The following is a 22,960-nucleotide window of genomic DNA, read 5'->3' on the forward strand; positions in this document are numbered from 1 at the left end:
CCTGACGAAAGAGGCAGGTCCTCCCCCTCTGTCGTCTACCCGAACCGGGCGCCTGAGAGATTCGACATCAGATGTCTTTCCCCATGGGCGGGTGACTGCTCGCCACCGCTTTCCAGAGGCATCGGGGTCTGGCGCGGTCCGGGTGCCTGAGAGGTTGACGGAGAGGTATTGCTCCTTCGGCGTCCGTGGCTGGCCGCCACGAAACTCTCCCGCGCAAGAACGATGCGTCGTCGAGTCTACCTACTCCGACGCCGCCGTCATGACCGGCAGCGCCGATAGGATGGGGGCAATCAGCCGATCTTGCGGTCGCGGTGCTTACGCCGAGAAGCGAGTTCGTCTTCCGGTGCGGCGATGGATTCGCCTCCGTCGGCACGCTCCCCCGGGAAATCGGCAATAGCGCCGGTCAATTCGCGCATCGCGCCGGATACGGCGATCCCAAATACGCCCTGACCGCCCTGCAGCAGATCAACGACCTCCTCGGCCGAGGTGCATTCGTAGACCGTGGTGCCGTCGGAGAACAGGGTGATATTGGCCAGATCCTGCACTCCGCGCTGACGCAGGTGGTCGACGGCGACGCGGATGTTGTGCAGCGAGATGCCGGTGTCGAGCAATCGCTTGACGATCTTCAGCACAAGGATGTCTTTGAACGAGTAAAGGCGCTGGCTTCCGGACCCGGCAGCGCTCCGGATGGACGGGACGACCAGTGAAGTGCGCGCCCAGTAGTCCAGTTGACGGTAGGTGATGCCGGCGATTTGGCAGGCGCTGGGGCCGCGGTAGCCGACCAGTTCGTCAGGCACCGAGTCGTCCGGGAACAGGCCGCCTTGCACGGGTTCGCTGGACACGCGGATCGCCGGTTCGGGGCCGGCATCTGGACCGTCGCCGAGCGTGGTCAGAGACTCGAGATCCAGTTGATCCTGACGTGGCTGGTCACCCACGGTGCATCCTCTCGCCGATCGCGCGCTCGTTACGGGTTGCCGTTGTCGCGTTTGCTCAATCGAGTGCTTGTGAGCATACGCTTTTCGACTCGTTGCGGTTGTTCTGAGAACAAACCGGAACTCGTCAGTCGAACCAAAGTATGGCGGTCAGGGGGGCCTCTCCACGCTATCCGCCGGGCGTGTCGAGGTCGGACTCGCAGATGAGACGCATCCGTGATAATCCGGGCTGAGATCGAGATCGGCCTCTTAGCGGCGCGCCGCAATATGTGCGGCCGAATGCCGATTGCGCCTGCTAGCGCCTCAGGTGGCCTTGAAATCGTCGGGCGAAACGCTGTCGAGGAATTCTTTGAATTTCTCGACTTCGTCCTCGCGGGCGGCGCCGGATTGCTCGTCATCGTTCTCGTCGGGGATCAGCAGCCCGGCCTCGGCAAGCACCGCTTCTTCGACGTAGATCGGCACGCCGACCCGCAAGGCGATGGCCACCGAATCCGACGGCCGCGCCGAGACGGTGATGTTGCGATCGAAGATCAGGTCCGCGTAGAAGGTGCCCTCTTGAAGGTCGACGATTCGGACTTCCTTGAGCGAATGGCCAAGCGCGGTAATGAGATCGCGGATCAGGTCGTGGGTCAGCGGCCGGGGCGGCTCGACCCCCTGCTGTTCGAGGGCGATCGCGGCGGCTTCGGACTGGCCAATCCAGATGGGCAGGTACCGGTCACCGTTAGCCTCGCGCAGCAACAGCACCGGCTGGTTCTGCGGCTGCTCGACGCGAATGCCGACGACGCGAACTTCACCCATCTGTGCCTGCCCTCCGCACGTGCTGCGCTGTCTCACTCGAACTTACTCCGACGCAGTGGTGGAAACGCCAAGCCGCCGAACGCAAGTCTGTGGTTGAAGTCTAGTCCTTCAGCGGTGGAGAACGTCGCGCACGGCGGACTTGATCAACGACGTATGGAGAGTGATCGCCAGGGCGGCGACCTCGCGGGCCAGGTCGTCGGCGCGGTCACGCGAACCAGCCTTGCCTGCCTTGACGAGGGGTCCGGCAATCTGTGCGATCAGGTCGGATTGCCGGTCGGCGGCCGAGCGGAACGCCCGCAGGTGGCGTGGCTCGACACCGTACTCGGCGAGTGCGCGCGCACACTGCAGGATCACGACCGCGTGCTCGTCGAAGAAACCGCCCGGACCGGTGGTGATCACCCCGGCTTTGAGCAGAGCGGTCAGCAGGTCGTCGTCGACACCTGAGCGCTCGAGCAGGTCTTCGCGGCTGAGCCGGACGCGGCTGGAGGCGACTGCGACGGAGTCCGCCTCGGCCGGGGCCCCGTCACCGACCGGCACCAATCGCGGTATCCCGTAAGGCGATCCGGCGAGTGGCAGCTCACCGTCCGGCTGCGCGTCCAACTGCGCTTTGATCACCTTCAACGGCAGATATTGATCGCGCTGGGCCGTCAAAATGAAGCGCAACCGGGCACAGTCGTACGCGGTGAACCGGCGATAACCCGATGCCGCGCGTTGCGGCGTTACGAGACCCTCGGCCTCCAAGAAGCGAATCTTGGAGATCGTCACATCCGGGAAGTCCGGCCGCAGCAGGTCGAGGACCGCTCCGATCGACATCCCGCTCAGTGCGGGGGTCTCGGGCGCGGTCACTAGCCTCCGGCCCCTCCGTCTTCACCGGCCTTGGGCCCAGTCAGGAAGACCAGACGGAATTTCCCGATCTGAACCTCGTCGCCGTTGGCCAGCACGGCTGAATCGACCGGTTCTCGGTTGACGTAGGTCCCGTTGAGGCTGCCGACGTCTACGACATGGAACTCGTCGCTTTCCAAACGGAATTCGGCATGCCGCCGGCTGACGGTGACGTCGTCGAGGAAGATGTCGCTGTCGGGATGGCGGCCGGCCGAGGTGGTCGGTTGATCGAGCAGGAAACGGGAGCCGGCGTTCGGCCCGCGTTTGACGACCAGCAACGCCGAACCTGCGGGCAGACCCTCGACACCGGAGACCGTGGTCTCGCTGCCGGTCTGCGCGGGAGCATCGAGCTCATTGAGGAAGTCGGCGCGGAACACAGAAGTCGTTTCCACGGTCACTTCATCAGATGTCAGGTCGTTGTCCTTGTCCGTCACCCGGTGCTCCTCACTGGCCGCTGCTGCGTTGTCTGGTTGGGTCCGGCCGGCCGGCTTCCCACCCGCAGTGACCGTCGATGTGACGACCGTACCGCGCACAGGAGCCCAATGTGCCGTCCCCCGCCGGATCGGCGGTTACATCTGCTAGCCGCATAACTTCCGCCCCGGTCGGGCCGGCCTGTCGCCGGAATGTCCCACGGCCCGGCTCCTCACCGCGCCGCTGTACGGCGCGCATTGTCGCCGCGCGGGGAACGATAACAGGGTCACTCCGCGAGTGACCCGCGGTACGTCTCCGCGTCCAAGAGCTCAGCAATGCCCTTGTCGAGCTCGGCGGCCTCGAGTTGCAGGTCGATGAGCCAGCCACCGCCGTACGGCTCGGAGTTCACCAGCTCCGGCGTCCCGTCCAGATCCTCGTTGACGGCAACGACTTTCGCCGAGACCGGCGCGTACAGGTCCGACACGGATTTGGTGGATTCCACCTCGCCGAACGCCTCACCGGCGTTCAGCTGGTCACCCACGTCGGGTAGCCGGACGAACACGACGTCCCCCAGGGCCGACTGAGCAAAGTCTGTGATCCCCACCCGGACGGTGTCGTCACCGGTTCGCCGAACCCACTCGTGGTCGGTGGTGTAGTGCAAATCTGGTGGGATTTCGCTCACGGTGTTCCTGTTCTGGTCGGTGACTATTTGACGGGCTGAGCGTATTGGCGCGGTTTCGGTTGCCGCAAGGCGGTGATGCTCACCTTGTCCGCCTGCAGCACCGACATGGTGCCGCCGACGCGTTTGACGCTGTCGACCGCCCCACCGGGGATATTCATCGCCGCCGCAAGCGTCGGCGGATCACCAATGGCGACAACCGAATACGGTGGCGTCAGAGTCTTGCCGTCGACGGTGAGCGCGCCGGGCGCTCCGACTATCCAGGTGTCGACCCCGGTTCGCACCGCCTGGTGACGATCGCTGATCTGGATCGCCTCGGCGCCGGCCGCGCGCAATTCATCTAGCACGTCGAGCAGGGCCTGCGGCGCCACCCCCGGCCCCGGGTCCTCGATCTTGACGGTCACCCCCGGCCCCGTGGCCCCGACGGTGCCGATCAGGATCGACAGCGCCGCTAGGCGGGCCTGGGCGTTTTGAATGGCGGTCTGATCGCTGCTGCCGGAAGCCTGCAGAGCGTTCAATGACCGCTGCAATTCCGCAACTTCGGTGCTCAGCGTGGCTTCGCGCTGGCGCAGCGAGTCGAGCAGCACCAGCAGATCGGCGGGGCGTGCCGTGTCCAGCGAGTCGCCGGTCGTGGTCTGGCGGACCTGGGTTGCAATAGCTATGCCGAGTAACAGGCACAGCATGACCGCGAGTGTGCCGAAGGTGGTTCGGCCGCGGCGCAGAAATCCACCGGACTGTAGTGCGCCGATCGCGGGTTTCGGCTGGTGGGGTGGCAACTCGTGTCGCCCATGCTCGTCGGGCTGGGCGGAAACCTGACCGCCCTTTTGCGCAGCGGTGTCGTCGGCGGCCTCAGTCTCCTCGGCGGCGTCGCGGGCTGCGGGATCAGTGTCGCTCATGGTGAATCCATACCCGTCACGCGCCGAACAACCGGCGCCGCAGCGCGGCGGCGTTACCGAAGATGCGAATCCCCAGCACCACGATGATTGCGGTGGATAACTGTGTGCCAACGCCTAATTGGTCACCGACATAGACGACTAGCGCGGCCACCAACACGTTGAATACGAACGATACGACGAACACCTTGGGGTCGAAGATTCGCTCGAGGTAGGCGCGCAGACCGCCGAAGACCGCGTCGAGTGCGGCGACCACCGCGATCGGCAGATACGGCTGGACGACCTCCGGCACATTGGGATGGAACACCAAACCCAGCACGATACCGACGGCCAGCGCTGCGATCCCGATCATCGGCGCTTTGCTCCTCTTCGTTGGAATTTCCGCACTACGAACCAATCTGTCTGGCGAACTTGACATCTCGCACGGCCCCGGCCGGCAGAGTGAGGTTGTCCTTGATGCTGACGTCGACACCGACTCCGTACGAGGCTTCCAGAAGTCGCAGCCGGCGCAACCCGGGACTGTTGTCGAACATTTCCTGCATGCCATGCGGCGGCCCGACCGCGAGAACGGCGTACGGGCTGGTGGTCGGGTTGTTGTCGACGAGAATCGCGCCACCGGCCTGCCGAATGGTGACGTTCGGGCCGATCCGGACACCGTCTACCGAGATCGCCTCGGCGCCGCTGGCCCACAGCGAATTGACCACCAGCTGAAGGTCGCGGTCGAGGATGATCTGCCGACTGCCGGCGACGCGCTGCTTGGACACGTCGGACAGATTCGGCCCGACGGCGGGCTCGGTCACGGTCACGCTCAAGCCCGGGCCGGTGACCGGGGTGCTCGCGGCGGCCAGGCTGAGTCGGTCCAGGCTGGCGAGCAACCGCTGTCCCGCGGCATCCTCGGCCAGTGCCCTGCTTTGCACCTCATCACGTTGCGCTGCAAGCGTATTGCGCTCCTTGGTGAGCCGGCCCGTCGTCGCCTCCTCCGAGCGAACTCCGGACGCCAGCACGCGCTGCGCTGCGCTCACACCGGGGGCGACCAGCCGGGCCTGGGCGACCGCAGCGGCGAACACAGCCGCCACCAGCAGCGCCGCCAGCGCCTGCCACAACCAGTTCTGGGCGCGCGCACGGTCCGCCGGCTTCTCGCCGGAATCCCGTTTCGCGGCCGCGGCCGCGTATCCGGGGTCCAAATGCTCGGAAAGCAACGCACGCAGCAATGACGGCACCGGAATTCGCTGCGCCCGCCCGGCCTCGTGCGCGTTGAGCCCGGAATAAGGCTCGTAACCGCCCAGTGCCGGGTCAGGCATTGCGCACCCTTACCGCCGGCAACCGGCGCAGCACGATGACCACCTGCCAGGCGTAGACCATGAACGACCACAGGTACATGTAGGTTCCCCAGATCAAAAAGGCCCAGCCGCAAGCCAATACGACTCGGCTCCACTGGGCGTCGAACTGGCCGAGCAGGATCAGCGGGAAGGCCGACATCAACGCGAACGTCGCGGCCTTGCCGACGTAGATCACCGGCAGCGCGGTGATCCCGCGGGTGCGCAGCAGCGGCAGCTCGGCGGCCAGCAGCACGTCGCGCACCAGCAAGACCGCGATGATCCACCACGGCAGGATGTGCGCCAGTCCGAACGCGATCGGCGTGGTCACCATGTAGAGGCGGTCGACGAGTGGATCGAGGTACGCCCCCAACTTCGACGACTGATTCATCAGTCGGGCGATCTTGCCGTCCGCCCAGTCGGATACGCCGCTGAAGATCAGGATGCCCAGCGCGACAGCGTCGGCGTGGGCGACCAGCAGCGCGTAGAGGAAGACCGGGATCAGGACCAACCGGAGCCCGCTGAGCACGTTGGGCACCGTCAGCAGCCGGTCGTGGGCGGGCGGCCGGTTCATGTGCGGGGAGCTTACGCCCGACGACGATGCTCGCCGTGTAACGGCGTGAGGAGGAGGCGGGCGATCATCATCTGAAGATGCCGGGAAGGCTCAGCGCGGAAAGCGAATCGTCGGACAGCGGGTTGTCGTGCACCATGTAAGTCCACGTCGAGGTCGGACGGGCCAACTTCGACAGATCGACGCCCGGCTCGTCTTCGATGGACGTCGAGGTTTCGAAGGTTTGCTGTGCGGCTTCGATAGCGTCGGCGGCCAGCGACGCGAAGGCGTCGACAGCCATCCGGTGGAACTCGTCGAGCGGGTTCTGCCGCCCGAGGGCACGCAAGTGGATGCTCTCCCGAATGTCGGCCAGGTAGGCCAGGTGATCGGCCCACCCGCGGTCGAGATGGAACAGCATGATCAGCCGGCAGATCTTTTCCAGCTGCTCCTCTGAAAGCCGTTCGGACAGTTCCTTGTAACGCTCGGGGGCGAGCTCGGCAAGCTCCTCGCGCGCCGCCGCGGTGCTCAGCAAGGTGTTGCGCCGTTCGACGATGATCGCGCGCTGCTGGGCCGTCAGCTGGTTGTATCGCCAGGTGTTGGCGTGCACGTCGAGCAGACGGCCCTCGGCGACGCGCTGAGCGTGCTCGAGCAGGCCGACGACCTTGTTGCTGACGATACGGCCGTCCTCGTCAGTCTGCATGGGCAGCTTGTTGGGTTCGAGGTTGGCCGCCGCAACGTCGTCTTGCCAGCTGGAGAAGAACACCGTCGAACCCGGGTCACCCTGGCGGCCTGCGCGGCCGCGCAACTGGTTATCCAGCCGCGCGGTGTGGTGGCGCCCGGTGCCGACGACGTGCAGACCGCCGAGCTCGACCACTTTGTCGTGGTCGCTCTCGTCTGATCCGCCGAGCCGGATGTCGGTGCCGCGGCCGGCCATCTGGGTCGAGACCGTAACGGCCCCCAGTTTTCCAGCCTCGGCGATTACCGAGGCCTCCTCGGCGTCGTTCTTGGCGTTCAGGACCACCGCGGGCACACCCCGGCGCTGCAGGCGCTCGTGCAGCTCTTCGGATTCGGCCACGTCGTGTGTGCCGACCAGAACCGGCTGCCCGGTTTCGTGGACATCGATGATGTGGGCGATGATCGCGTCGATTTTCGCCGCGGCGGTGATATAGACCCGGTCGGGTTCGTCTTCACGGATGTTTGGCGTATTCGGCTCGATCGGCGACACCCCGAGCTTGTAGAACTGACGAAGCTGTTCGCCTGCGGCCAACGCGGTTCCGGTCATGCCACACACGGTGGGATAGCGGTCGATCAGGGCCTGCACAGTGATGGTGTCGAGCACTTCCCCGGTTTCGGTGGTCTCGATGCCTTCCTTGGCCTCCACCGCCGCCTGCAGACCGTCGGGCCAGCGCTGCAATTGGGCGATCCGGCCACGCGACGAGTTGATCAGATGGACTGCGTCGTCGCGCACGATGTAGTGCACGTCGCGGTGCAGCAGGACGTGCGCGTGCAACGCGACGTTGACCTCGGTGAGCGTCGTGCCGACGTGCTCTTCGGAATAGAGATCGATTCCGCCGAGCTGCTTTTCGAGCCGGTGAGCTCCGGCCTCGGTCAGATGCACGTTGCGGTTGTCGGAGTCGGTTTCGTAGTGCTCGCCGGGCTGCAACTGCCCGACCAGCCGGATGATCTCCAGCCGCGGTTGTTCGCGGTGGCTGGTGCCGGCCAGCACCAGCGGCACAAGCGCTTCGTCGACCAGCACCGAGTCGGCTTCGTCGATCAGGGCGACATCGGGGTTCGGCGACACCAGGTCGTCGACGTCGGTGACCAACTGGTCGCGCAACACGTCGAAGCCGATCTCGTTCACCGAGGCGTAGGTGACGTTGCGCTTGTAGGCCGCGCGCCGCTCGTCAGCGGTCGACTCACCAGTCACCCAGCCGACGGTGACGCCCAGCGCCTCGAGCAGCGGACCCATCCATTCGGCGTCGCGGCGGGCCAGATAGTCGTTGATGGTGACGACGTGGACGTGTCGGCCGCCCAGCGCATAACCGGCGGCTGCGATCGCGCCCGATAGGGTCTTGCCTTCGCCGGTCGCCATTTCGACGACATCGCCGGCCAGCATGCGCAACGCCCCGAGCAACTGCACGTCGAATGGTCGCAGCCCGGTCGCCCGTTCGGCGGCCTCCCGCGCGATCGCCAGGAACTGCGGAATGTCGTCCGAGTCGGCCAGGTCGTCCAATTTGAGCAGGCCGGCCGCCTTGCGCAATTGCTCGTCGTCGAGCCCCGCCGCCTTCTCGCCGTACTCACCGGATGCGGTGACCTGGGCCAGCGAGCGGCCCAGGTTCTTGTCGGTGCTGGCGCCGAGCAGTCGCCAGAAGCGGCCGCTCAGGCGGCTCGACGTTGAGCTGGTGGTCTTTGGCACAGGTCAACGGTACTAGCCACCGCGGCACCGCAGCAGAAAGGTCAGGCGAGGTTCGACCGGCGCGGGTAGGCGACGTCGGGATCGGTCAGCACGTTGACGACGGCCGGCAGACCGCTGTCGAAGGCCCGGGCCAGCGCCGGCCGCAGCTCGGCCGGCGTCGAGACCAGCTCGCCGTGGCCGCCGAGGGCACGCACCACCTCGTCGTAGCGGGTCTCCGGGCGCAATTCGGCCACCACCGAATAGCCGTACAGGGCCATCATCGGGTGGTGTTCGAGGGCCCAGATGCCGTTGTTGCCGATCACCGACACAACGGGAACGTTGTGGCGCGCCAACGTATCCCACTCCATGCCGCTGAACCCGAAGGCGCCGTCGCCCTGCAGCAACACCACCTGCCGGTCTGGCCGGGCCAGCTTGGCGGCCAACGCATATCCGGGCCCGGAGCCAAGGCATCCGAACGGGCCGCTGTCCAGCCAGGCGCCGGGCACATAGCTGTCGATCACCCGGCCCGCGTAGGAGCCGAAATCGCCGGCGTCGACCACGACGATCGCGTCCCGGTCGAGCATGGGCGCGAGCTCGGCATAAACGCGCATTGGGTGCAGCGGGCTGCGGTCGTCCGCCAATTCCGCCCGCTCCCGCTCGCGCGCAGCCGTCTCGGTCGCGCGGAGGCCGGCGACCCACTCCTCAGGGCTCGAGGTCTCCGCGCGGGGCGTCTCGCTGAGCACCGTCAACGTCGCCGCCAGATCACCGTAGAGCGCGGCGGCGACCGGCCGGGGATGCTGTCGATCGGGCTGCACCCGGTCGGCCACGATCAGCTGGGTCTCGGGCCCGAACAGGCCGCCGAAGCCGAGCCGAAAATCCATCGGCACGCCGATGACCACCGCAACGTCGGCCTCCCCCAACGCTTTTGAGCGCGCTCGGGAAAACGCAAGCGGATGGTCGGCGGGCACTGTGCCGCGGGCCATACCGTTCATCAGCACCGGTATGCGCCGCTGTTCGGCCAACCGCAGCAGCGCCTCCTCGGCGTGCCCCCACCACACGTTGGTGCCGGCCATGATCACCGGCCGCTCGGCGGATGCGAGCAGGCCGAGCGCGCGATCCAGCGCGTCACCGTCGGGCAGGGTCGATTCCGGCGGAACGGTCAACGCACCGGGCTGATCGGCGTCGGCGGCCATCGAGAAGACGTGGTCCATCGGGAAGTCGATGAACGCGACGCCCGACGGCGCGCCGACCGTCGCCCGCAGTGCATCGTCGATCAAACCGCTGACGGCCTCCGCGGAGGGGGCCGTCGCGGCGAATCGTGTCAGCGGCGCCACGAAGGGCACGTGGTCGATCTCCTGTAGCGACCCCATGCCCCAACGGCCGGCGGGCGCACGTCCGCCGAGGACCAGCAGCGGCGACGAGTTCTGCTGGGCGGCGGCCATGGCGCTCATGCCGTTCGTCACGCCCGGGCCCGCGGTCAGCGCGGCGACTCCGGGCTGACGCGTCACCTTCGACCAGCCTTCGGCGGCGAACGCGGCGGTCTGCTCGTGGCGGGTGTCGATCAGCCGGATGCCCTCGCTGCGGCAGCCGTCGTAGATCGAGAACAGATGGCCGCCGGACAACGTGAAGATGGTGTCGATCCCGCTGGCCTTGAGTCGGCGTGCGATCAGTTGTCCGGCATGGAAGGTGTGGTCGGCATCGTTGCCCATGGGCGCAGCCTATCGGCCGTCCTACGGTACTTTCGCGGGGAAGCATCCACTGTGACGGCGGCCGGAGGGCCCACGTCAGCGAGGAGACGCGATCTTGGAGCCCAAGCCATTCAAGCCGTCCATCGACTGGGCACAAGCGACCACAGAGTCTTTGTGGTGGCTGGCGAAAGGCTGGTTGATCGCCGCGGTGTGTGTGCTGGTGGTGCTGGTTCTGCTGCGCTTCTTCACCACGTGGGGTCGGCAGTACTGGCGGATCACCGGCGGCTACTTCACCGGGCGGCATGCGGTGCCGACATGGCTACAGCTGTCGTTGCTGTTGTTGTTGGTGCTGGGACTGGTCCGGCTCTCGGTTTTGCTCAGTTATCAGAGCAACGACATGTTCAGCGCATTGCAGACGGCGTTCATGGGCACCGCGTCCGGCGACGCCGTTGCCAAGCAGTCGGGGATTCACGGTTTCTATTCGTCGCTGGTGCACTTCAGTGTGTTGGCGACGCTGTGGATCGGGCGAGTCATGCTCGACATCTATCTCACCCAGCGGTTCATCATCGGGTGGCGGATCTGGCTGACTGGCCACCTGACCGACGACTGGCTGAACGGGCGGGCGTATTACCGAGATCTGTTCATCGACAACACCATTGACAACCCGGACCAGCGGATCCAGCAGGACGTCGACATCTTCACCGCCGGCGTCGGCGGCACTCCCAACATCCCTCAGAATGACACCTCGAGCACCCTGCTGTTCGGCGCGGTGAAGTCGGTGGTATCGGTGATCTCGTTCGCCGCGATCCTGTGGAATCTGTCTGGGCCGCTCAAGCTCGCAGGCATCGTCCTTCCGCGAGCGATGTTCTGGATCGTCATCGTCTATGTGTCGATCGCGACGATCGTCGCGTTCGTGCTTGGTCGCCCGCTGATCTGGTTGAGCTTCAACAACGAGAAGCTCAACGCGGCCTTCCGGTACGCCTTGGTCAGGCTTCGGGACGCCGCCGAAGCGGTCGGCTTCTACCGGGGCGAGGTGGTCGAGCGATCGACGCTGCAGGGACGTTTCGATCCGCTCATCGGCAACTACCGGCGTTATGTGCGTCGGACCGTCGGCTTCCTCGGCTGGAATGCCTCGATGTCGCAGGCGATCGTCCCGCTGCCGTGGCTCGTTCAAGCGCCACGACTGTTCGCGGGCCAGATCGCCTTTGGTGACGTCACGCAGACGGCGACCGCGTTCGGTGAAATCCACGACTCACTCTCGTTCTTCCGCAACAACTATGACGCGTTCGCCGCGTTCCGCGCCGCGATCATCCGTCTGTACGGGCTGGTCGACGCCAACGCCAAGGGCCGCGATCTACCCGCGGTGTTGACCCGTCCCACCGACGACGGCTCGGTCGAGTTCGACGGCGTCGAGGTGCGCACCCCTGATGGCGACCCACTGGTCGACCCACTCGATGTGCGGCTGGAATCCGGTCAGTCTCTAGTGATCACCGGGCAGTCGGGTGCGGGCAAGACCACCCTGCTCCGCAGCCTGGCCGAATTGTGGCCGTATGCGTCGGGCACGCTGCGTTGCCCGGAGGGTGACAACGCGACGATGTTCCTGTCGCAGCTGCCCTATGTTCCGTTGGGCGATCTGCGAACCGTCGTCGCCTACCCGAAGGCACCGACTGACATTTCCGACGAGACGCTGAACCAGACGCTGACCAAGGTCGCGCTCGCTCCGTTGACTGAGCGACTCGACGAGGTACGCGACTGGGCGAAGGTGCTCTCCCCCGGCGAGCAGCAACGTGTGGCGTTCGCGCGCATCCTGCTGACCAAGCCGAAGGCGGTCTTCCTCGACGAGAGCACCTCAGCGCTCGACGAAGGACTCGAGCACGCGCTATACCAGTTGTTGCACAACGAATTACCGGAGTGCATCGTGGTCAGCGTCAGCCATCGACCGGCAGTCGAGACGTTCCACGAGCAACATCTCGAGCTGCTCGGTGGAGGCCCGTGGCGGCTGAGCGCCGTCGGCAAGGAAAGCGCTCCGGTCTAGCGATTCGTGGCCGCGTGCGTTCCCGCGCGGCGGCCGAAGAACGATCCCTCACCGAGCTGGGTACCGCTGGCGTAGCCCTTGCCGTCCTGGGCGATGTTGGAGGCACACGCGCCCACCGCGTACAAACCGGGGATGACGCTGCCGTCACTGCGCTTTACCTGACCGTCGACTGTGACCGCGAGACCTCCCATGGTGAAACCGGAGTACATCGCCCGCCCGAGCGACAGGTCGAACACGGCCCACGGCCCGTTGTCTTGGGGCGCAAGGTAATCCGGCTGTTTGTGGAAGTCCGGATCCTCACCCTTGGCCGCGAACTCGTTGTAGCGTTCCAACGTCGCGGCCACATTGCCCGCAGGAATCTCGAGCGCGGTCTCGAGTTCGTCTATCGTTTCGTAGCCGTCGAGAAATTTGATCAGCGGCATCGCCGGCATCTCGGTGTGCGCCTCGTCGACGATCAGGTACGCGGTTTGGTCCGGTTGCTCCAGCACGAAAGCCGATGTGCGCGAATGGTAAGAGTCTTCGGCGACGAAGCGTTTGCCCTCCTTGTTGACGATCACACCGGTAAGCAGGATCTCGGGCGGATAGGCGGCGGCAGTGATGAACTTCTCGTTCATGTTCTCGGCGACGCCGCCCGCCGATACACCCATCCGTAGGCCGAGGCCGTCGTCGTTGGGGTTGCCCAAGATATAGGGCGCCACCAATCCGTGGTGCTTGGTGCGCCGCGGCTGCCCCAACTCCGGTGTGTATTCGGCGACCATCTCGGGGTTCATTGCGAACCCACCAGCCGCGATGATGACCGAGTTGGCTTTGACGGCACCGGTTTCGGTGAAGTGCTTCCACGCGACGCCCACCACCGCACCGCCCTCGTCCACGACGAGGTTGGTGGCACCTGTCTCGTAGCGGAATTGCACGCCCAGGCTCTCGGCCCGCTTGACCAACAACTCGATCACCATCGATGCGCCCCCCAGCTCGCCCGGCACCGGCACCGAATGCCCACGCGGCGACGGGACGGCCTGCTCGCAGAACGGCCAGACCTTTTCGTTGCCGGTGTAGCTCAAGCCTTCGGTACCCGGCGGAACGACCACCTTGCCCGGGTAGAAGCTGCGCTCGAACTGAAAGCCCAAATCCTCCAGCCAGTTGAAGTGATCGACGCTTCCGTCGCTGTAGGCGCGGATCTTCTCGTGGTCCGGTTCCCGGGACACCGCGACAAGGTATTTGTACATCTCCTCGGCCGAATCGGGATGCCCGGTGGCCTCCTGAACCGCGGTGCCGCCGCCCAGGTAGAAGTGGCCGCCGGCCATCGCGGTCGTACCGCCGGCCGCGGCCGCCCGCTCCAACACCAGCACCCTGGCCCCAGTGGCCGCCGCGCTGACCGCCGCGCAGCCGCCACCGATGCCGAAACCAATGACCACCACGTCGACCTCGTCCGACCATGACTCGACATCGTTGGCCTGCAACGCTACTGGGATATCGGTATTCAACTCTGCTCCTGCTTGATGTAGTCGAAAAACTGGCGCATCTCGGACGAGAAGTGTGCGATCTCTACGAAGGGAACCCCGTATTGCGGGGCGGCGAGGTAGGCGAATCGCATGCCACCGGGCATCACGCCCTGTTGGGGCACCGCAGCTCCCTGTTCGGCCGCGGCGGCCAGCACGGCGTCGAAGTCGTCCAGGGTGGCTGCCTCGACGCAGATGTGGTGCAGACCTGGTCCGTTACTCGCCAAAAAGTCACTATAGATATTAGGCCCGTGAACCGGTTCGATCAGTTCGAGCTGCATCTCACCGAGGTAGCTCAGCGAGATGTTGGCGACGAAGTCGGCCGGTGCGCCGCGGTAGCTGCACGAGTCCGGGGCGAAATGGATCTCCGGCAGCCGCACCCACTTCTTGACTCCTAACAGCCCGGTGAGAGCCTTTTCTGTGCCGTCCAGGCCGTTGGTCACCCAGGCGGTTTGCACCGGAGATCCGAAACGAAGGCTCATCGTCTCGCAGGATAACTCAGCATCCACCGCTGCTGAAACTACCGGTTTAACGTTGCCGCCGGCGCATCGTAACGTGCTGCGGCTAGCGCGGTGAACACGTTCTAATTCCGACCCCAGGGGCGAAACGGAGCCGCGTCAGTCTGTGGGCGGGTCAGCACCGACAGGAGCAACCGCACCTGGGTGTCGAACACTGTCGGTACGTCACTGAGCGTGTCGGCGCCGTACTGGCCGAACACCTCGAGGCTGATGGCGCCCACGACGCCGGCCCAGATCGCAAAGCATTTCGCGATCACCGAATCGTCGCCGGGAAAACCGAATTCGCTTCGCAGCCGTTCGAAGTCAGACGAGACCGGTTCCGGTGCAGCGTGATTGGTCAACTTGATGTCACCGGTGGCGATACCGGCCGCGACGGCGTCGAAAAGTGCTCCGATCACCCGCGTCCCGGGTCCGACCGTGCGCTCGGCCGGCGCGTGATAGCCGGGTACCGGGCTTCCGTAGAGCAGAGCCCAGCGCGCCGGGTGGGCAACGGCCCAGGCCCGGGCGGCGTGCGCGATCGCCAGAACGTCGTCGCTCCACACGTCCGGCTCGGCTTCGCGCTCCCGATCCACCGCATCGGCCAGTTCGGAGTAGGCGTCGATCACCAGCAGCGTCAACAAGTCGTCCCGGCTGGACACGTAGCGGTAGACAGCCGACGACACCATGCCGAGGTCGCGGGCGATCGCGCGCAATGAGAGCCCGGCCGCGCCGTGCTCGATCAAATGGCGCCGACCGAGCTCGATGATCTGAGCTTCGGTGCGTTCGCGCGCGTCACGCCGCTTCGCCATCAGGCAAGTCTCGCATGAATGAGAACAGTGCTCTTGCTTTCTCGGCGCCGGTGTGTCACCGTCGAGTAAATAGAGAGCAGTGCTCTCTAGCGCAGAGGGAGGATCTCCGATGACAGTGCGCTATGACGAACCCAATGGCGTGGCCAAGGCGGCGAACGCCCTGATCCGCTGGCTGGCGGAGGCCGGCATCAGCATCGCCGGCACCCGGGCTCTGCGGGTGCGAGGGCGCAAGACCGGTCAGGTACGCCGCGTCGTGATCAATGTGCTGACCGTAGGCGACGTGGCATACCTGGTGTCGCCACGCGGTAACACGCAGTGGGCGCGCAACGTGCGCGCAGCCGGGTTCGTCGAGATCGGACCGGCGTGGCGACGTCACACGTTGCGGGCGACCGAGGTCGATGACGCGGCGAAGCCAGAGCTACTCCGGCGCTACCTGGCTCGGTGGTATTGGGAGGTCAAAGGGCATATCGCCGGCCTGACCCCGGATTCGAGCGACGAGCAGGTTCGCGCCGCGGCCCCATCGATCCCGGTCTTCGCGCTGACGGCCGGCGGCTAGATGGCCGGACCGCCGACGCCCACGTCCTGACGGACCTGCTGGGTGGTGGATTGCCAGGACACCGCGGTCGGGAAGTTGCCCCACACGCTGTTGAAGATTCCGACGATCCGGGCCGGGCCCGGGCCGCCGGTGAGGTAGACCGGTCCGCCAGAGTCGCCCTGCTGGCTGACCGCCCCGTGCGCCATCGTGAACCAGCCGTTGTTGACGGCCTCGACGGTCCCGCAGCTCTCACCGGTGATCACACCGAAATGGCAGATGGGTTCGCCGGGGGTGACCACAAGCCCGGGGTCGGACTGCAGCATGCGGCCCCCCGGCAAGACATTGTTCACCGTGACGTCGGGAGCGAGCACGATCGACTCGTAGTCCGAAATCTGCTGGTCGGCGTGAACGAAGGCGCCGTTGGGTGTGTTGTCGCGGAAGGTCGCGACGTTCCCGATGACTTTGTTCGCTCGGTCGAGCACCGGGCCGTCGCTGCGGCAATGCCCAGCGCTGAAGGCCACCCGCAGCCCTGGATCGACGTAGCCCAGCGTGCAGAGGTGGCTGCCCTGATGGATTTCCATTCCAGGGAAGACAAGCACCGGATCGGCATGGGCGTGCGCCGGGACGACTGCGGACGCCGCTGCCGCGATGACCATTGCGCCCAATGCGCGAGATACCGGACCCCCCACCCGCCGACTCCGATCCGTCGAGGCCGGCGCCCCACCGGCCGTCCGTGAGCTCAACTAATTTGATAGTAAGCGAGCCGATCGCGCGGGGCAGCACAAATGGAAACACGCCGACCACGTACCTGGCCGGCGCGCTTCCGTCTGAGGATCACGGAATGGTCAGAACCTGTCCCGGATAAATCAGGTCGGGGTTCGAGATGCCGCTGGCGTCGGCGATGGTCTGATACTTGGAGCCGTCGCCATAGAACTGCTCGGCGATAGCCCACAACGTGTCGCCGGACTCGACGGTGTATGTCCGCGCGGCCGCGGGCTCGGGTTCCTCGCGAGCCGCTTCCTGGACGGCAGGCGCTTCGGTGGCCGCCGGAGTGGTGTCCGGCGCGGGGGCTTCTGGCGCGGCGGCCTCCGGCTCCGGTGGCGGCGGCGCGTCCGTCTCCGTCTTGGTCGACCATGCGGCGGCTTCGCCGGAGTACAGCACTAAGTTGCGGTCGTCCTGGAGGACGAGGCGCACGTCTTTCTTGCCCTTGGTGTCGGTGTGCCACACCGGCTTGTCGGCGGTGTACACAACGAAGTTGCCGTCGCTTTGAACCTCGGCGCGGACCACGTCTTCTCCGTTGGTACCCGACGCCCAGATCGCATGTCCGCGCGACGCTAGGACCAGGTTTCCGTCATCCTGCAACGTCAGGGTGTAGGCCCCGTTGCTCGAAGTGAGCGATTCACCTTTGACGAGTTTTTGCCCCTCGGTGAGAGTGTCTCCCACAGCAATTCCCTTCTCGTGGTCACGGCAGGCGGATACCGGCCTCGGCGTCGAACATACTGATCTTGGCTGAGCCGCGGTGGTCTTCGGCTCGCCGCAATAAAAACAGGGAATGAACGACTAGCGCGACGCTGACAGCGAGCCCGAGGCTTCGGCCCTGACTTTCGATGACGGTTCCCAACCCGGGGGTCCGAACACGTAACCGATCCGGTCGCGTATCCGTGTCGCAGAACGGAAATCACGCGCGATAGCCAGGTATTCGTGAGTCTGCAACGTCCAGACGTTGAACGTGTTCACCTGTTTGGTCAGGCCGTAGTGCGGACGGAAAGTCTCTTGCCGGAAGCTGCCGAACAACCGATCCCAGATGATGAATATGCCGCCGTAGTTTTTGTCCAGGTAGTCGGCGTCCATGCCGTGGTGTACGCGATGATGCGACGGCGTGTTGAACACGAACTCAAATGGCGCCCACATCCTGCCGATCCGCTCGGTGTGCACCCAGAATTGATAGATCAGATTGAGCGAGAAACTACAGAAAACCACCCACGGCGGAATACCCAAGAGCGGCAAAGGAATCCACATGAGGATCTCGCCGCTGTTGTTCCACTTCTGCCGCAGCGCGGTGGCGAAATTGAAGTACTGACTGGAGTGGTGAGCCTGATGGGTCGCCCAGATCACGCGGATCCGGTGTGCGCAACGGTGGTAGCAGTAGTAGAGCAGGTCGACACCGAGAATCGCGATCACCCAGGTGTACCACCGCGTTGCCGCCAGATGCCAGGGCGCGACGTAGGCGTAGATCGCCGCGTAGCCGAGGAGCGCGATGAACTTCCAGGCCGCCGTTGTCGCCACCGAGATCAGGCCCATCTGGATGCTGGCCCACGAGTCGGCGGTCAGATAAGCGCCCGAGCCCGGACGATCGGAGTGCACGTTCGCCGCCCGCTCGATGCGTTCGAGCTTGCGAGCCGCGGTCCACTCGAGGATCAACAGAGTGAGAAAGAACGGAATCGCGAACAACACCGGATCGCGCATCTGCTCCGGCAGAACGGAGAGAAAGCCAGTAATCGCGCGCACGTCCCACAGCCTACGACGCGCCTGATCTGTGCTGGGACTAATGCACCCGCGGCATCGGGTCGTCTTCGTCGCCGGCGTACCAGTGGACGGCCTGCACACCCTCTTGGAGCGAGAGTTCGGCAACGAGTTGCTCCAACCGTGACGGCGCGTGGCCGTCGCTGAGCAGGTACGCGGTCAGGGCGACGGCGTCGTCACTCGTGCGACCGGTGTGGATTCCGCGCAGTATCAATTGATCGCCTCCGCCACCGGTGCGCTGCACGATCTGCGCCCGCGCGTACTTCTCCGATTTCGGCCGACAGATCAGCTGAAGTTGGTAAGGCTGGTCGTCCTCGTCTTCCTCGATCACGTTGTCACGATCGATCAGATGGCCCAGCGGACGACCTAGTAGGTGTATCGCGACTATCGTGCCCGTAGCAATCAGGGTGAACAGGTAGTGCCCGCTGGCAGCTAGCACGCCCACTGCCGCCGAGCACCACAACGTCGCGGCGGTGTTCAGTCCGCGAACGTTGTACCCCTCACGCAGAATCACGCCACCGCCGAGGAAGCCGACGCCGGAGACCACGTATGACGCCACCCGGGTAGGGCTGCTGTCGTTGGTCACCACCGCATACAGCACGAACAAGGTGGCGCCAGTCGCGACCAGGGCGTTGGTCCGCAGTCCGGCCCGTCGCGCCTGCCACTGCCGCTCGATTCCGATCAGGGCGCCACAACCGAGGCCCATCCCCAGCCGCAGCGCGAATTCTGCGGCGCTGATCGTTTGCATGGCACGAATCTCCTTTTCCCGGGCCGGCGCGGCCCTCACCAGTGTGGACGATGTTGTTATCCGACCGCGGCCCACGACGGGACCATTGGCGGGCGGATGAGAAAGCGGTTGTCCGCGATCCCGGCGCTCGCCCCTGCTCGGGCCCCCACCGCGGCGCCCGTCGGGGCGACTCCTGGAACACCGGCCATTTCCGGAGGCGTCGCCAGCGACGTACCGCCCGGCGCCGGTGTGAGCGCCGCTGCCACCGGCGGTGCGGTGCCCGCCCAACTCGGCGGCACCGACAACGAACCGACGGACGCGGCCTGACCCAGGCCTGCCGACATCGAGGAGCTGGCCGCACCCAATCCGGCAAGACCTGAAATCCCCTGCGCGCCAGAGCCGATGCCGGCCGCGGCGCTAACTGGCGATAGTCCGCTTAGACCTCCGGTTGCCGGCGTCGGGCCGAGTCCCAGGAAAGCTTGCACCGCCTGCAGTGGGTTGATGGCACCGGTCGAGGTCAACGTGTTCCACACGTTAGCGTTCGGGCCCCACGCGCTCCAGAAGCTGTCGAGCTGTGAGTTACCGGATGAACCGCCGGTCAGCAGGCCCCCGAGCGCAGAAAGCGTCGAGGTTTGCGACGACGCGGACGACGCCGGTGCGGCCATTCCCTGCAGCGTGCCCGGTAGTGCGGACGTCAACTCCGACAGCGCTGCCTGCGTGCTGGACCCGGCGACCTGGCTGGTCGCGGCGGCCTGTCCGGCGAGCGCTCCGGCCGTCGTGGTTTGCGGCGCGGTGGCGAATGTCGGGACCTTGGCCGCTACTGCTGACTGCGCGGCGTAGCCGTACATCGCCGCGGCGTCCTGCGCCCACATCTGGGCGTAATGGGCCTCGGTGGCCGCGATCGCCGGTCCATTCTGGCCGAGCAGATTCGTTGCGATCAACGCGGCCAATTGGCTTCGGTTGGCGGCGATGACCAGAGGCGGCACGGTCAGCCCGTAGGCGGACTCGTAGGCGGCTGCCGCGGCCCGCGCCTGGCCGGCGGTCTGCTCGGCCTGGGCGGCTGTGGTGTTCATCCACGACGTGTATTGCGCTGCGGCGGAAGCCATCGCCGTCGAGGCCGGACCCTGCCAGCTGTCACCGGTCAAGTTCGACACGATGACGTCGTAATCGGCTGCGTGCGAACGCAATTCGGATGCCAACGCGGCCCAAGCGTTTGCGGCCGAGATCATCGGCGCCGATCCCGGACCGGCGTACATTTTGGCGGAGTTGACTTCGGGCGGGAATGCGCCGAAGTCGAAGGGTGCATTCATCGTGGCACTCCTCTCGGATCGCTGACGCCGCGCCGGTGCCGAGGCATGACAGCCCGACGCGCGCGTGAAAAGGCAAGCGCGCGTGACGGACTGAAGCGGTCGCGGCCGATTCAGGGGATGATGTGAGCGCCGGGGCCGGATCCAGACGAAACGGTCACCGGTCTCGGATAAGGACTCTCACTCGGACTCATCTCGCCTCACCTCCTCGCGGCCAGGGCACTCGGGGGTGCCGACTCGGTGCACACGGGACGGGGCGGACCCAGCAGATGAGCCGGCCGCCGCACCCCTCTCGACAGAGCTTCGGCACTGCGCGGCGTATCCCGAGCCATTTAGGCCTGGAAGCCACTTGGGCTCAACCCTTAAGCCGGGAAGAGCTGTCCTGACCCTGGGTGTCTTTCGACATTTGAGGTCAGTGGCCTGTATCCGCGCAGACGCCTCACCTAGCGAGGTGCTTGCTCGGGTCATGGTTCCACCCGGACCGAAGGGAGTCAACTCGTCGCGCAGGCGGATCCGAAAGTGCGGCGAGCCGAAATCGTCCCATCGAGATCGACGACACCAGGTCCAGTGAGCTGCCTAGGCGTCAAAAGCGTTGCGTAACAGCCTTACTCCGCGGCGGCAGCCGGAGGTCCCGGGGGGGTCAGTCGCTCTTCTTCTCGGCCACGGCGGCACTGAGCCCCTCGTTGAGGTCTTCGCGGGTCAATTCCTTGAACCGGCGCAACTGGTCGTCGCTGAACTCGTCGACGTCGCTGGCCAGCACCGCGTCGAGATCTTCGTCGTCGAGGCGGAAGCTACGGTGATCGCGGGCCTTCTCGACCACGTTGCGCACGAATCCGGCGTTGCCCAGGGTGTCGATGCCGCGAATCAGGTCCCCGTCGGGCGAGATGGTCTCGTCGTCGTAAAACCTTGTGTAGGACGGCAGCAGACTCTCGGCGGCGTCGTCGGTGATGATGTCTTCGTTTTCCCGGCCCATCAGCTGGGTCAGCGCGACGAGTTCCTTGGGGTTGTAGCTGAAAAACTCGATGACAGTGGAGAATCGGCGTCGCAGACCCTGGTTGACCTCGAGCATCTTGTCCATCGCCTTGGCATACCCGGCGCCGAAGACCACCAACTCGTCGCGGTGGTTCTCCATGTAGAGCAGCAAGGTGTTGATGATCGCGTTTCCGTACGCGTCCCCGGTGGAGTAACCGCTTTCGTGCAGGTTGTGCATCTCGTCGAAGAAGACGGCGCCGCCGCGCGCCTCCTCGAGCATCTCCTCGGTGTTCTTCTCGGCATCGGCCATGTAGCGACCGAGCAATTTGGCACGGCTGGTTTCGACTACCAAAGGCTTGCGCAGCACGGTCAGGCCGCACAGTTGCTTCGAAAACGCCCGTGCCACAGATGTTTTACCGGTTCCAGGAGGTCCCAATAAGAGGGTGTGGCGCGAGGTGACGGGCACCGGAAGGCCCATTTTCGCGCGCGCCAGGTTCACCTTGGTGGTGGATTTGATCAGCTTGATTTCCCGCTTGGCCGCTTCCATGCCGAGCATCGAATTCAGCTCGGCATCGCCTTCTTCCAGGTATTTCTTCGCCATCTCGGCGTGCCGGGCGGCCTCGGCCTGCTCGCGGGTCGGCGCGCTGTCGGCGTCCCACGGATCCGTGCGCGCCTCAATGGTTTCCGGGTCGGTCAGCACCAGGCGGTAGCTGGGATTTTCCAGCGCTTCACGGGCCGGGGTGAACTTCGCATCGCGCGAGTACACCCGGCGCAGGCTCTCGATCGCCTCTTCTTCGCGGCCCAGGTGACGCAAGCACATCCCCTGGGTGTACAGCGCGACGTTGGCTGCGGCAGGCACCCGGTCGCCCTCGATCGCCTCCTGCGCGCGGCGAGTCGCCTCCTCGAACACTCCCAACGACGCCAGCGCGGTGGTCGCCATTGCAGCCCCGGCGGCTTTCAACTCGGGGTGACGCCAGCCGGCTCCCGGCGGGAACTGCGACAGCACATCAGGCCAACGACCCGTGCGAAAGTAGAGCAGCCCGCGGACATACTTGACCAATTCTTCGTCAGAGGCGTGCCGCGGGGTGATCGAGTCGAGCAGCTCGGCCGCTTCGGCGTACCGTTTCGCTTCCGTGAGCGCCGCGGCGTAGCCCGCAGCCAGCGACTCCACGCTGGTCACCGCCAGCTTCAGGAACATCCCGTCGGAAACTTCGGGACGGAACTCCAGCTCAGTGAGGCCGAGGCGGCGCATCTCCCAGCCGAACGTCCGGACGGAACTCCATGCGCCGGTGAGCACCTCGATGCTCTGGTCACCCGCCAACAGCCGGGCCAGCCACGCGTCGCACATCTCCGGGTCGAGACTGGTGGCCGTGGTGAACATGCGCAGGGCCACCTGCGGATTGTGGCTGGGCTGAAGCCCATTGACCGAAATGCCGGAAGCGAGGAGACCCGCGACCATCGCATTGCGCGAGTCCGGCGCGCTGGTTTGCGGACGCGTCATCCTGCCATCGTAAG

At 65.6% G+C, this 22,960-nt stretch carries 22 protein-coding genes and 3 riboswitches; of the genes, 2 read left to right on the top strand and 20 right to left on the bottom strand.

What is annotated here, in order from left to right; genetic code table 11:
- Positions 1-18: 18 nt before the first annotated feature.
- Positions 19-124: riboswitch (glycine riboswitch) on the bottom strand.
- Positions 125-222: riboswitch (glycine riboswitch) on the bottom strand.
- A gap of 68 nt (positions 223-290) precedes the next feature.
- The 11 genes from MKK62_RS22425 to MKK62_RS22475 all read right to left on the bottom strand — a co-directional run bounded on the left by MKK62_RS22425 (position 291) and on the right by MKK62_RS22475 (position 10,565).
- Positions 291-935 (bottom strand): MerR family transcriptional regulator, encoded by a 645-nt coding sequence (locus MKK62_RS22425; RefSeq protein ID WP_240263643.1) that lies wholly within the window; start codon positions 933-935, stop codon positions 291-293.
- A 300-nt stretch (positions 936-1,235) separates the two neighbouring features.
- Positions 1,236-1,730 carry a bifunctional nuclease family protein gene (locus tag MKK62_RS22430; RefSeq protein ID WP_240263642.1) on the bottom strand — a complete coding sequence of 165 codons (495 nt, stop codon included), beginning with the start codon at positions 1,728-1,730 and terminating at the stop codon, positions 1,236-1,238.
- 108 nt (positions 1,731-1,838) lie between these two features.
- The gene (gene ftsR / locus MKK62_RS22435) at positions 1,839-2,576 is read right to left on the bottom strand and encodes a transcriptional regulator FtsR (RefSeq protein WP_240263641.1); all 738 of its coding nucleotides are present in this window, start codon (positions 2,574-2,576) and stop codon (positions 1,839-1,841) included.
- Entirely contained in the window at positions 2,576-3,046 is a 471-nt protein-coding gene (garA, locus tag MKK62_RS22440; RefSeq protein ID WP_240263640.1) for a glycogen accumulation regulator GarA, read from the bottom strand. The genes ftsR and garA overlap by 1 nt, the downstream gene beginning before the upstream one ends.
- 263 nt (positions 3,047-3,309) lie before the next feature.
- Positions 3,310-3,705, bottom strand: coding sequence for a glycine cleavage system protein GcvH (gene gcvH, locus MKK62_RS22445; RefSeq protein ID WP_240263639.1), 396 nt, complete (start codon positions 3,703-3,705; stop codon positions 3,310-3,312).
- A gap of 23 nt (positions 3,706-3,728) precedes the next feature.
- Positions 3,729-4,598, bottom strand: coding sequence for a DUF881 domain-containing protein (locus MKK62_RS22450; protein ID WP_240263638.1), 870 nt, complete (start codon positions 4,596-4,598; stop codon positions 3,729-3,731).
- Between the two features lie 16 nt (positions 4,599-4,614).
- Positions 4,615-4,947 carry a small basic family protein gene (locus MKK62_RS22455; protein ID WP_240263637.1) on the bottom strand — a complete coding sequence of 111 codons (333 nt, stop codon included), beginning with the start codon at positions 4,945-4,947 and terminating at the stop codon, positions 4,615-4,617.
- A gap of 34 nt (positions 4,948-4,981) precedes the next feature.
- Entirely contained in the window at positions 4,982-5,896 is a 915-nt protein-coding gene (locus MKK62_RS22460; RefSeq protein WP_240263636.1) for a DUF881 domain-containing protein, read from the bottom strand.
- Complete coding sequence (locus tag MKK62_RS22465; protein ID WP_240263635.1) at positions 5,889-6,485, bottom strand: CDP-alcohol phosphatidyltransferase family protein; 597 nt, start codon at positions 6,483-6,485, stop codon at positions 5,889-5,891. Before MKK62_RS22465 ends, MKK62_RS22460 begins: the two co-directional genes overlap by 8 nt.
- A 67-nt stretch (positions 6,486-6,552) precedes the next feature.
- Entirely contained in the window at positions 6,553-8,877 is a 2,325-nt protein-coding gene (secA2, locus tag MKK62_RS22470; protein WP_240263634.1) for an accessory Sec system translocase SecA2, read from the bottom strand.
- Between the two features lie 41 nt (positions 8,878-8,918).
- Entirely contained in the window at positions 8,919-10,565 is a 1,647-nt protein-coding gene (locus tag MKK62_RS22475; protein WP_240263633.1) for an acetolactate synthase, read from the bottom strand.
- A 94-nt stretch (positions 10,566-10,659) separates the two neighbouring features.
- Here MKK62_RS22475 and bacA point away from each other — a divergent pair, with 94 nt between their 5' ends.
- Positions 10,660-12,579: a vitamin B12 ABC transporter pemease/ATP-binding protein BacA gene (bacA, locus tag MKK62_RS22480; protein ID WP_240263632.1), complete on the top strand. Its 1,920-nt coding sequence runs from the start codon at positions 10,660-10,662 to the stop codon at positions 12,577-12,579.
- Here the strand turns inward: bacA and MKK62_RS22485 are convergent.
- From MKK62_RS22485 to MKK62_RS22495, 3 genes are all read right to left on the bottom strand, one after another.
- Positions 12,576-14,060, bottom strand: coding sequence for an FAD-binding protein (locus MKK62_RS22485; RefSeq protein WP_240263631.1), 1,485 nt, complete (start codon positions 14,058-14,060; stop codon positions 12,576-12,578). The genes bacA and MKK62_RS22485 overlap by 4 nt on opposite strands.
- Positions 14,057-14,557: a VOC family protein gene (locus tag MKK62_RS22490; RefSeq protein ID WP_240263630.1), complete on the bottom strand. Its 501-nt coding sequence runs from the start codon at positions 14,555-14,557 to the stop codon at positions 14,057-14,059. The genes MKK62_RS22485 and MKK62_RS22490 overlap by 4 nt, the downstream gene beginning before the upstream one ends.
- 101 nt (positions 14,558-14,658) lie before the next feature.
- The gene (locus MKK62_RS22495; RefSeq protein ID WP_240263629.1) at positions 14,659-15,381 is read right to left on the bottom strand and encodes a TetR/AcrR family transcriptional regulator; all 723 of its coding nucleotides are present in this window, start codon (positions 15,379-15,381) and stop codon (positions 14,659-14,661) included.
- 109 nt (positions 15,382-15,490) lie between these two features.
- Between MKK62_RS22495 and MKK62_RS22500 the strand changes: the two genes are divergently transcribed.
- Positions 15,491-15,937, top strand: a complete 447-nt coding sequence (locus MKK62_RS22500) for a nitroreductase family deazaflavin-dependent oxidoreductase (RefSeq protein ID WP_240263628.1) — start codon at positions 15,491-15,493, stop codon at positions 15,935-15,937.
- Here the strand turns inward: MKK62_RS22500 and MKK62_RS22505 are convergent.
- From MKK62_RS22505 to eccA, 6 genes are all read right to left on the bottom strand, one after another.
- Positions 15,934-16,572 carry an Rv1815 family serine proteinase gene (locus MKK62_RS22505; protein WP_240263990.1) on the bottom strand — a complete coding sequence of 213 codons (639 nt, stop codon included), beginning with the start codon at positions 16,570-16,572 and terminating at the stop codon, positions 15,934-15,936. The genes MKK62_RS22500 and MKK62_RS22505 overlap by 4 nt on opposite strands.
- A 178-nt stretch (positions 16,573-16,750) precedes the next feature.
- Positions 16,751-17,359 (bottom strand): LysM peptidoglycan-binding domain-containing protein, encoded by a 609-nt coding sequence (locus tag MKK62_RS22510; RefSeq protein WP_240263627.1) that lies wholly within the window; start codon positions 17,357-17,359, stop codon positions 16,751-16,753.
- Positions 17,360-17,476: 117 nt separating this feature from the next.
- Positions 17,477-18,424, bottom strand: coding sequence for a sterol desaturase family protein (locus MKK62_RS22515; protein WP_240263626.1), 948 nt, complete (start codon positions 18,422-18,424; stop codon positions 17,477-17,479).
- A 37-nt stretch (positions 18,425-18,461) separates the two neighbouring features.
- Positions 18,462-19,187 (bottom strand): MgtC/SapB family protein, encoded by a 726-nt coding sequence (locus MKK62_RS22520; RefSeq protein ID WP_240263625.1) that lies wholly within the window; start codon positions 19,185-19,187, stop codon positions 18,462-18,464.
- Between the two features lie 56 nt (positions 19,188-19,243).
- Complete coding sequence (locus MKK62_RS22525; RefSeq protein WP_240263624.1) at positions 19,244-20,476, bottom strand: PPE family protein; 1,233 nt, start codon at positions 20,474-20,476, stop codon at positions 19,244-19,246.
- Between the two features lie 277 nt (positions 20,477-20,753).
- Positions 20,754-20,931, bottom strand: a riboswitch (M-box (ykoK) riboswitch).
- A gap of 182 nt (positions 20,932-21,113) precedes the next feature.
- Positions 21,114-22,946, bottom strand: coding sequence for a type VII secretion AAA-ATPase EccA (gene eccA, locus MKK62_RS22530; protein ID WP_240263623.1), 1,833 nt, complete (start codon positions 22,944-22,946; stop codon positions 21,114-21,116).
- Between the last annotated feature and the right edge of the window lie 14 nt (positions 22,947-22,960).

It is taken from the genome of Mycobacterium paraterrae (assembly GCF_022430545.2).
Classification (GTDB): domain Bacteria; phylum Actinomycetota; class Actinomycetes; order Mycobacteriales; family Mycobacteriaceae; genus Mycobacterium; species Mycobacterium paraterrae.

Excerpts from the sequence above, each read along its gene's own strand:
- MKK62_RS22430 (WP_240263642.1), bottom strand. The coding sequence starts at position 1,730 with ATGGGTGAAGTTCGCGTCGTCGGCATTCGCGTCGAGCAGCCGCAGAAC.
- MKK62_RS22450 (WP_240263638.1), bottom strand. The coding sequence starts at position 4,598 with ATGAGCGACACTGATCCCGCAGCCCGCGACGCCGCCGAGGAGACTGAG.
- MKK62_RS22455 (WP_240263637.1), bottom strand. The coding sequence starts at position 4,947 with ATGATCGGGATCGCAGCGCTGGCCGTCGGTATCGTGCTGGGTTTGGTG.
- MKK62_RS22460 (WP_240263636.1), bottom strand. The coding sequence starts at position 5,896 with ATGCCTGACCCGGCACTGGGCGGTTACGAGCCTTATTCCGGGCTCAAC.
- MKK62_RS22465 (WP_240263635.1), bottom strand. The coding sequence starts at position 6,485 with ATGAACCGGCCGCCCGCCCACGACCGGCTGCTGACGGTGCCCAACGTG.
- MKK62_RS22475 (WP_240263633.1), bottom strand. The coding sequence starts at position 10,565 with ATGGGCAACGATGCCGACCACACCTTCCATGCCGGACAACTGATCGCA.
- MKK62_RS22490 (WP_240263630.1), bottom strand. The coding sequence starts at position 14,557 with ATGAGCCTTCGTTTCGGATCTCCGGTGCAAACCGCCTGGGTGACCAAC.
- MKK62_RS22495 (WP_240263629.1), bottom strand. The coding sequence starts at position 15,381 with ATGGCGAAGCGGCGTGACGCGCGCGAACGCACCGAAGCTCAGATCATC.
- MKK62_RS22500 (WP_240263628.1), top strand. The coding sequence starts at position 15,491 with ATGACAGTGCGCTATGACGAACCCAATGGCGTGGCCAAGGCGGCGAAC.
- MKK62_RS22505 (WP_240263990.1), bottom strand. The coding sequence starts at position 16,572 with ATGGTCATCGCGGCAGCGGCGTCCGCAGTCGTCCCGGCGCACGCCCAT.
- MKK62_RS22520 (WP_240263625.1), bottom strand. The coding sequence starts at position 19,187 with ATGCAAACGATCAGCGCCGCAGAATTCGCGCTGCGGCTGGGGATGGGC.
- MKK62_RS22525 (WP_240263624.1), bottom strand. The coding sequence starts at position 20,476 with ATGAATGCACCCTTCGACTTCGGCGCATTCCCGCCCGAAGTCAACTCC.
- eccA (WP_240263623.1), bottom strand. The coding sequence starts at position 22,946 with ATGACGCGTCCGCAAACCAGCGCGCCGGACTCGCGCAATGCGATGGTC.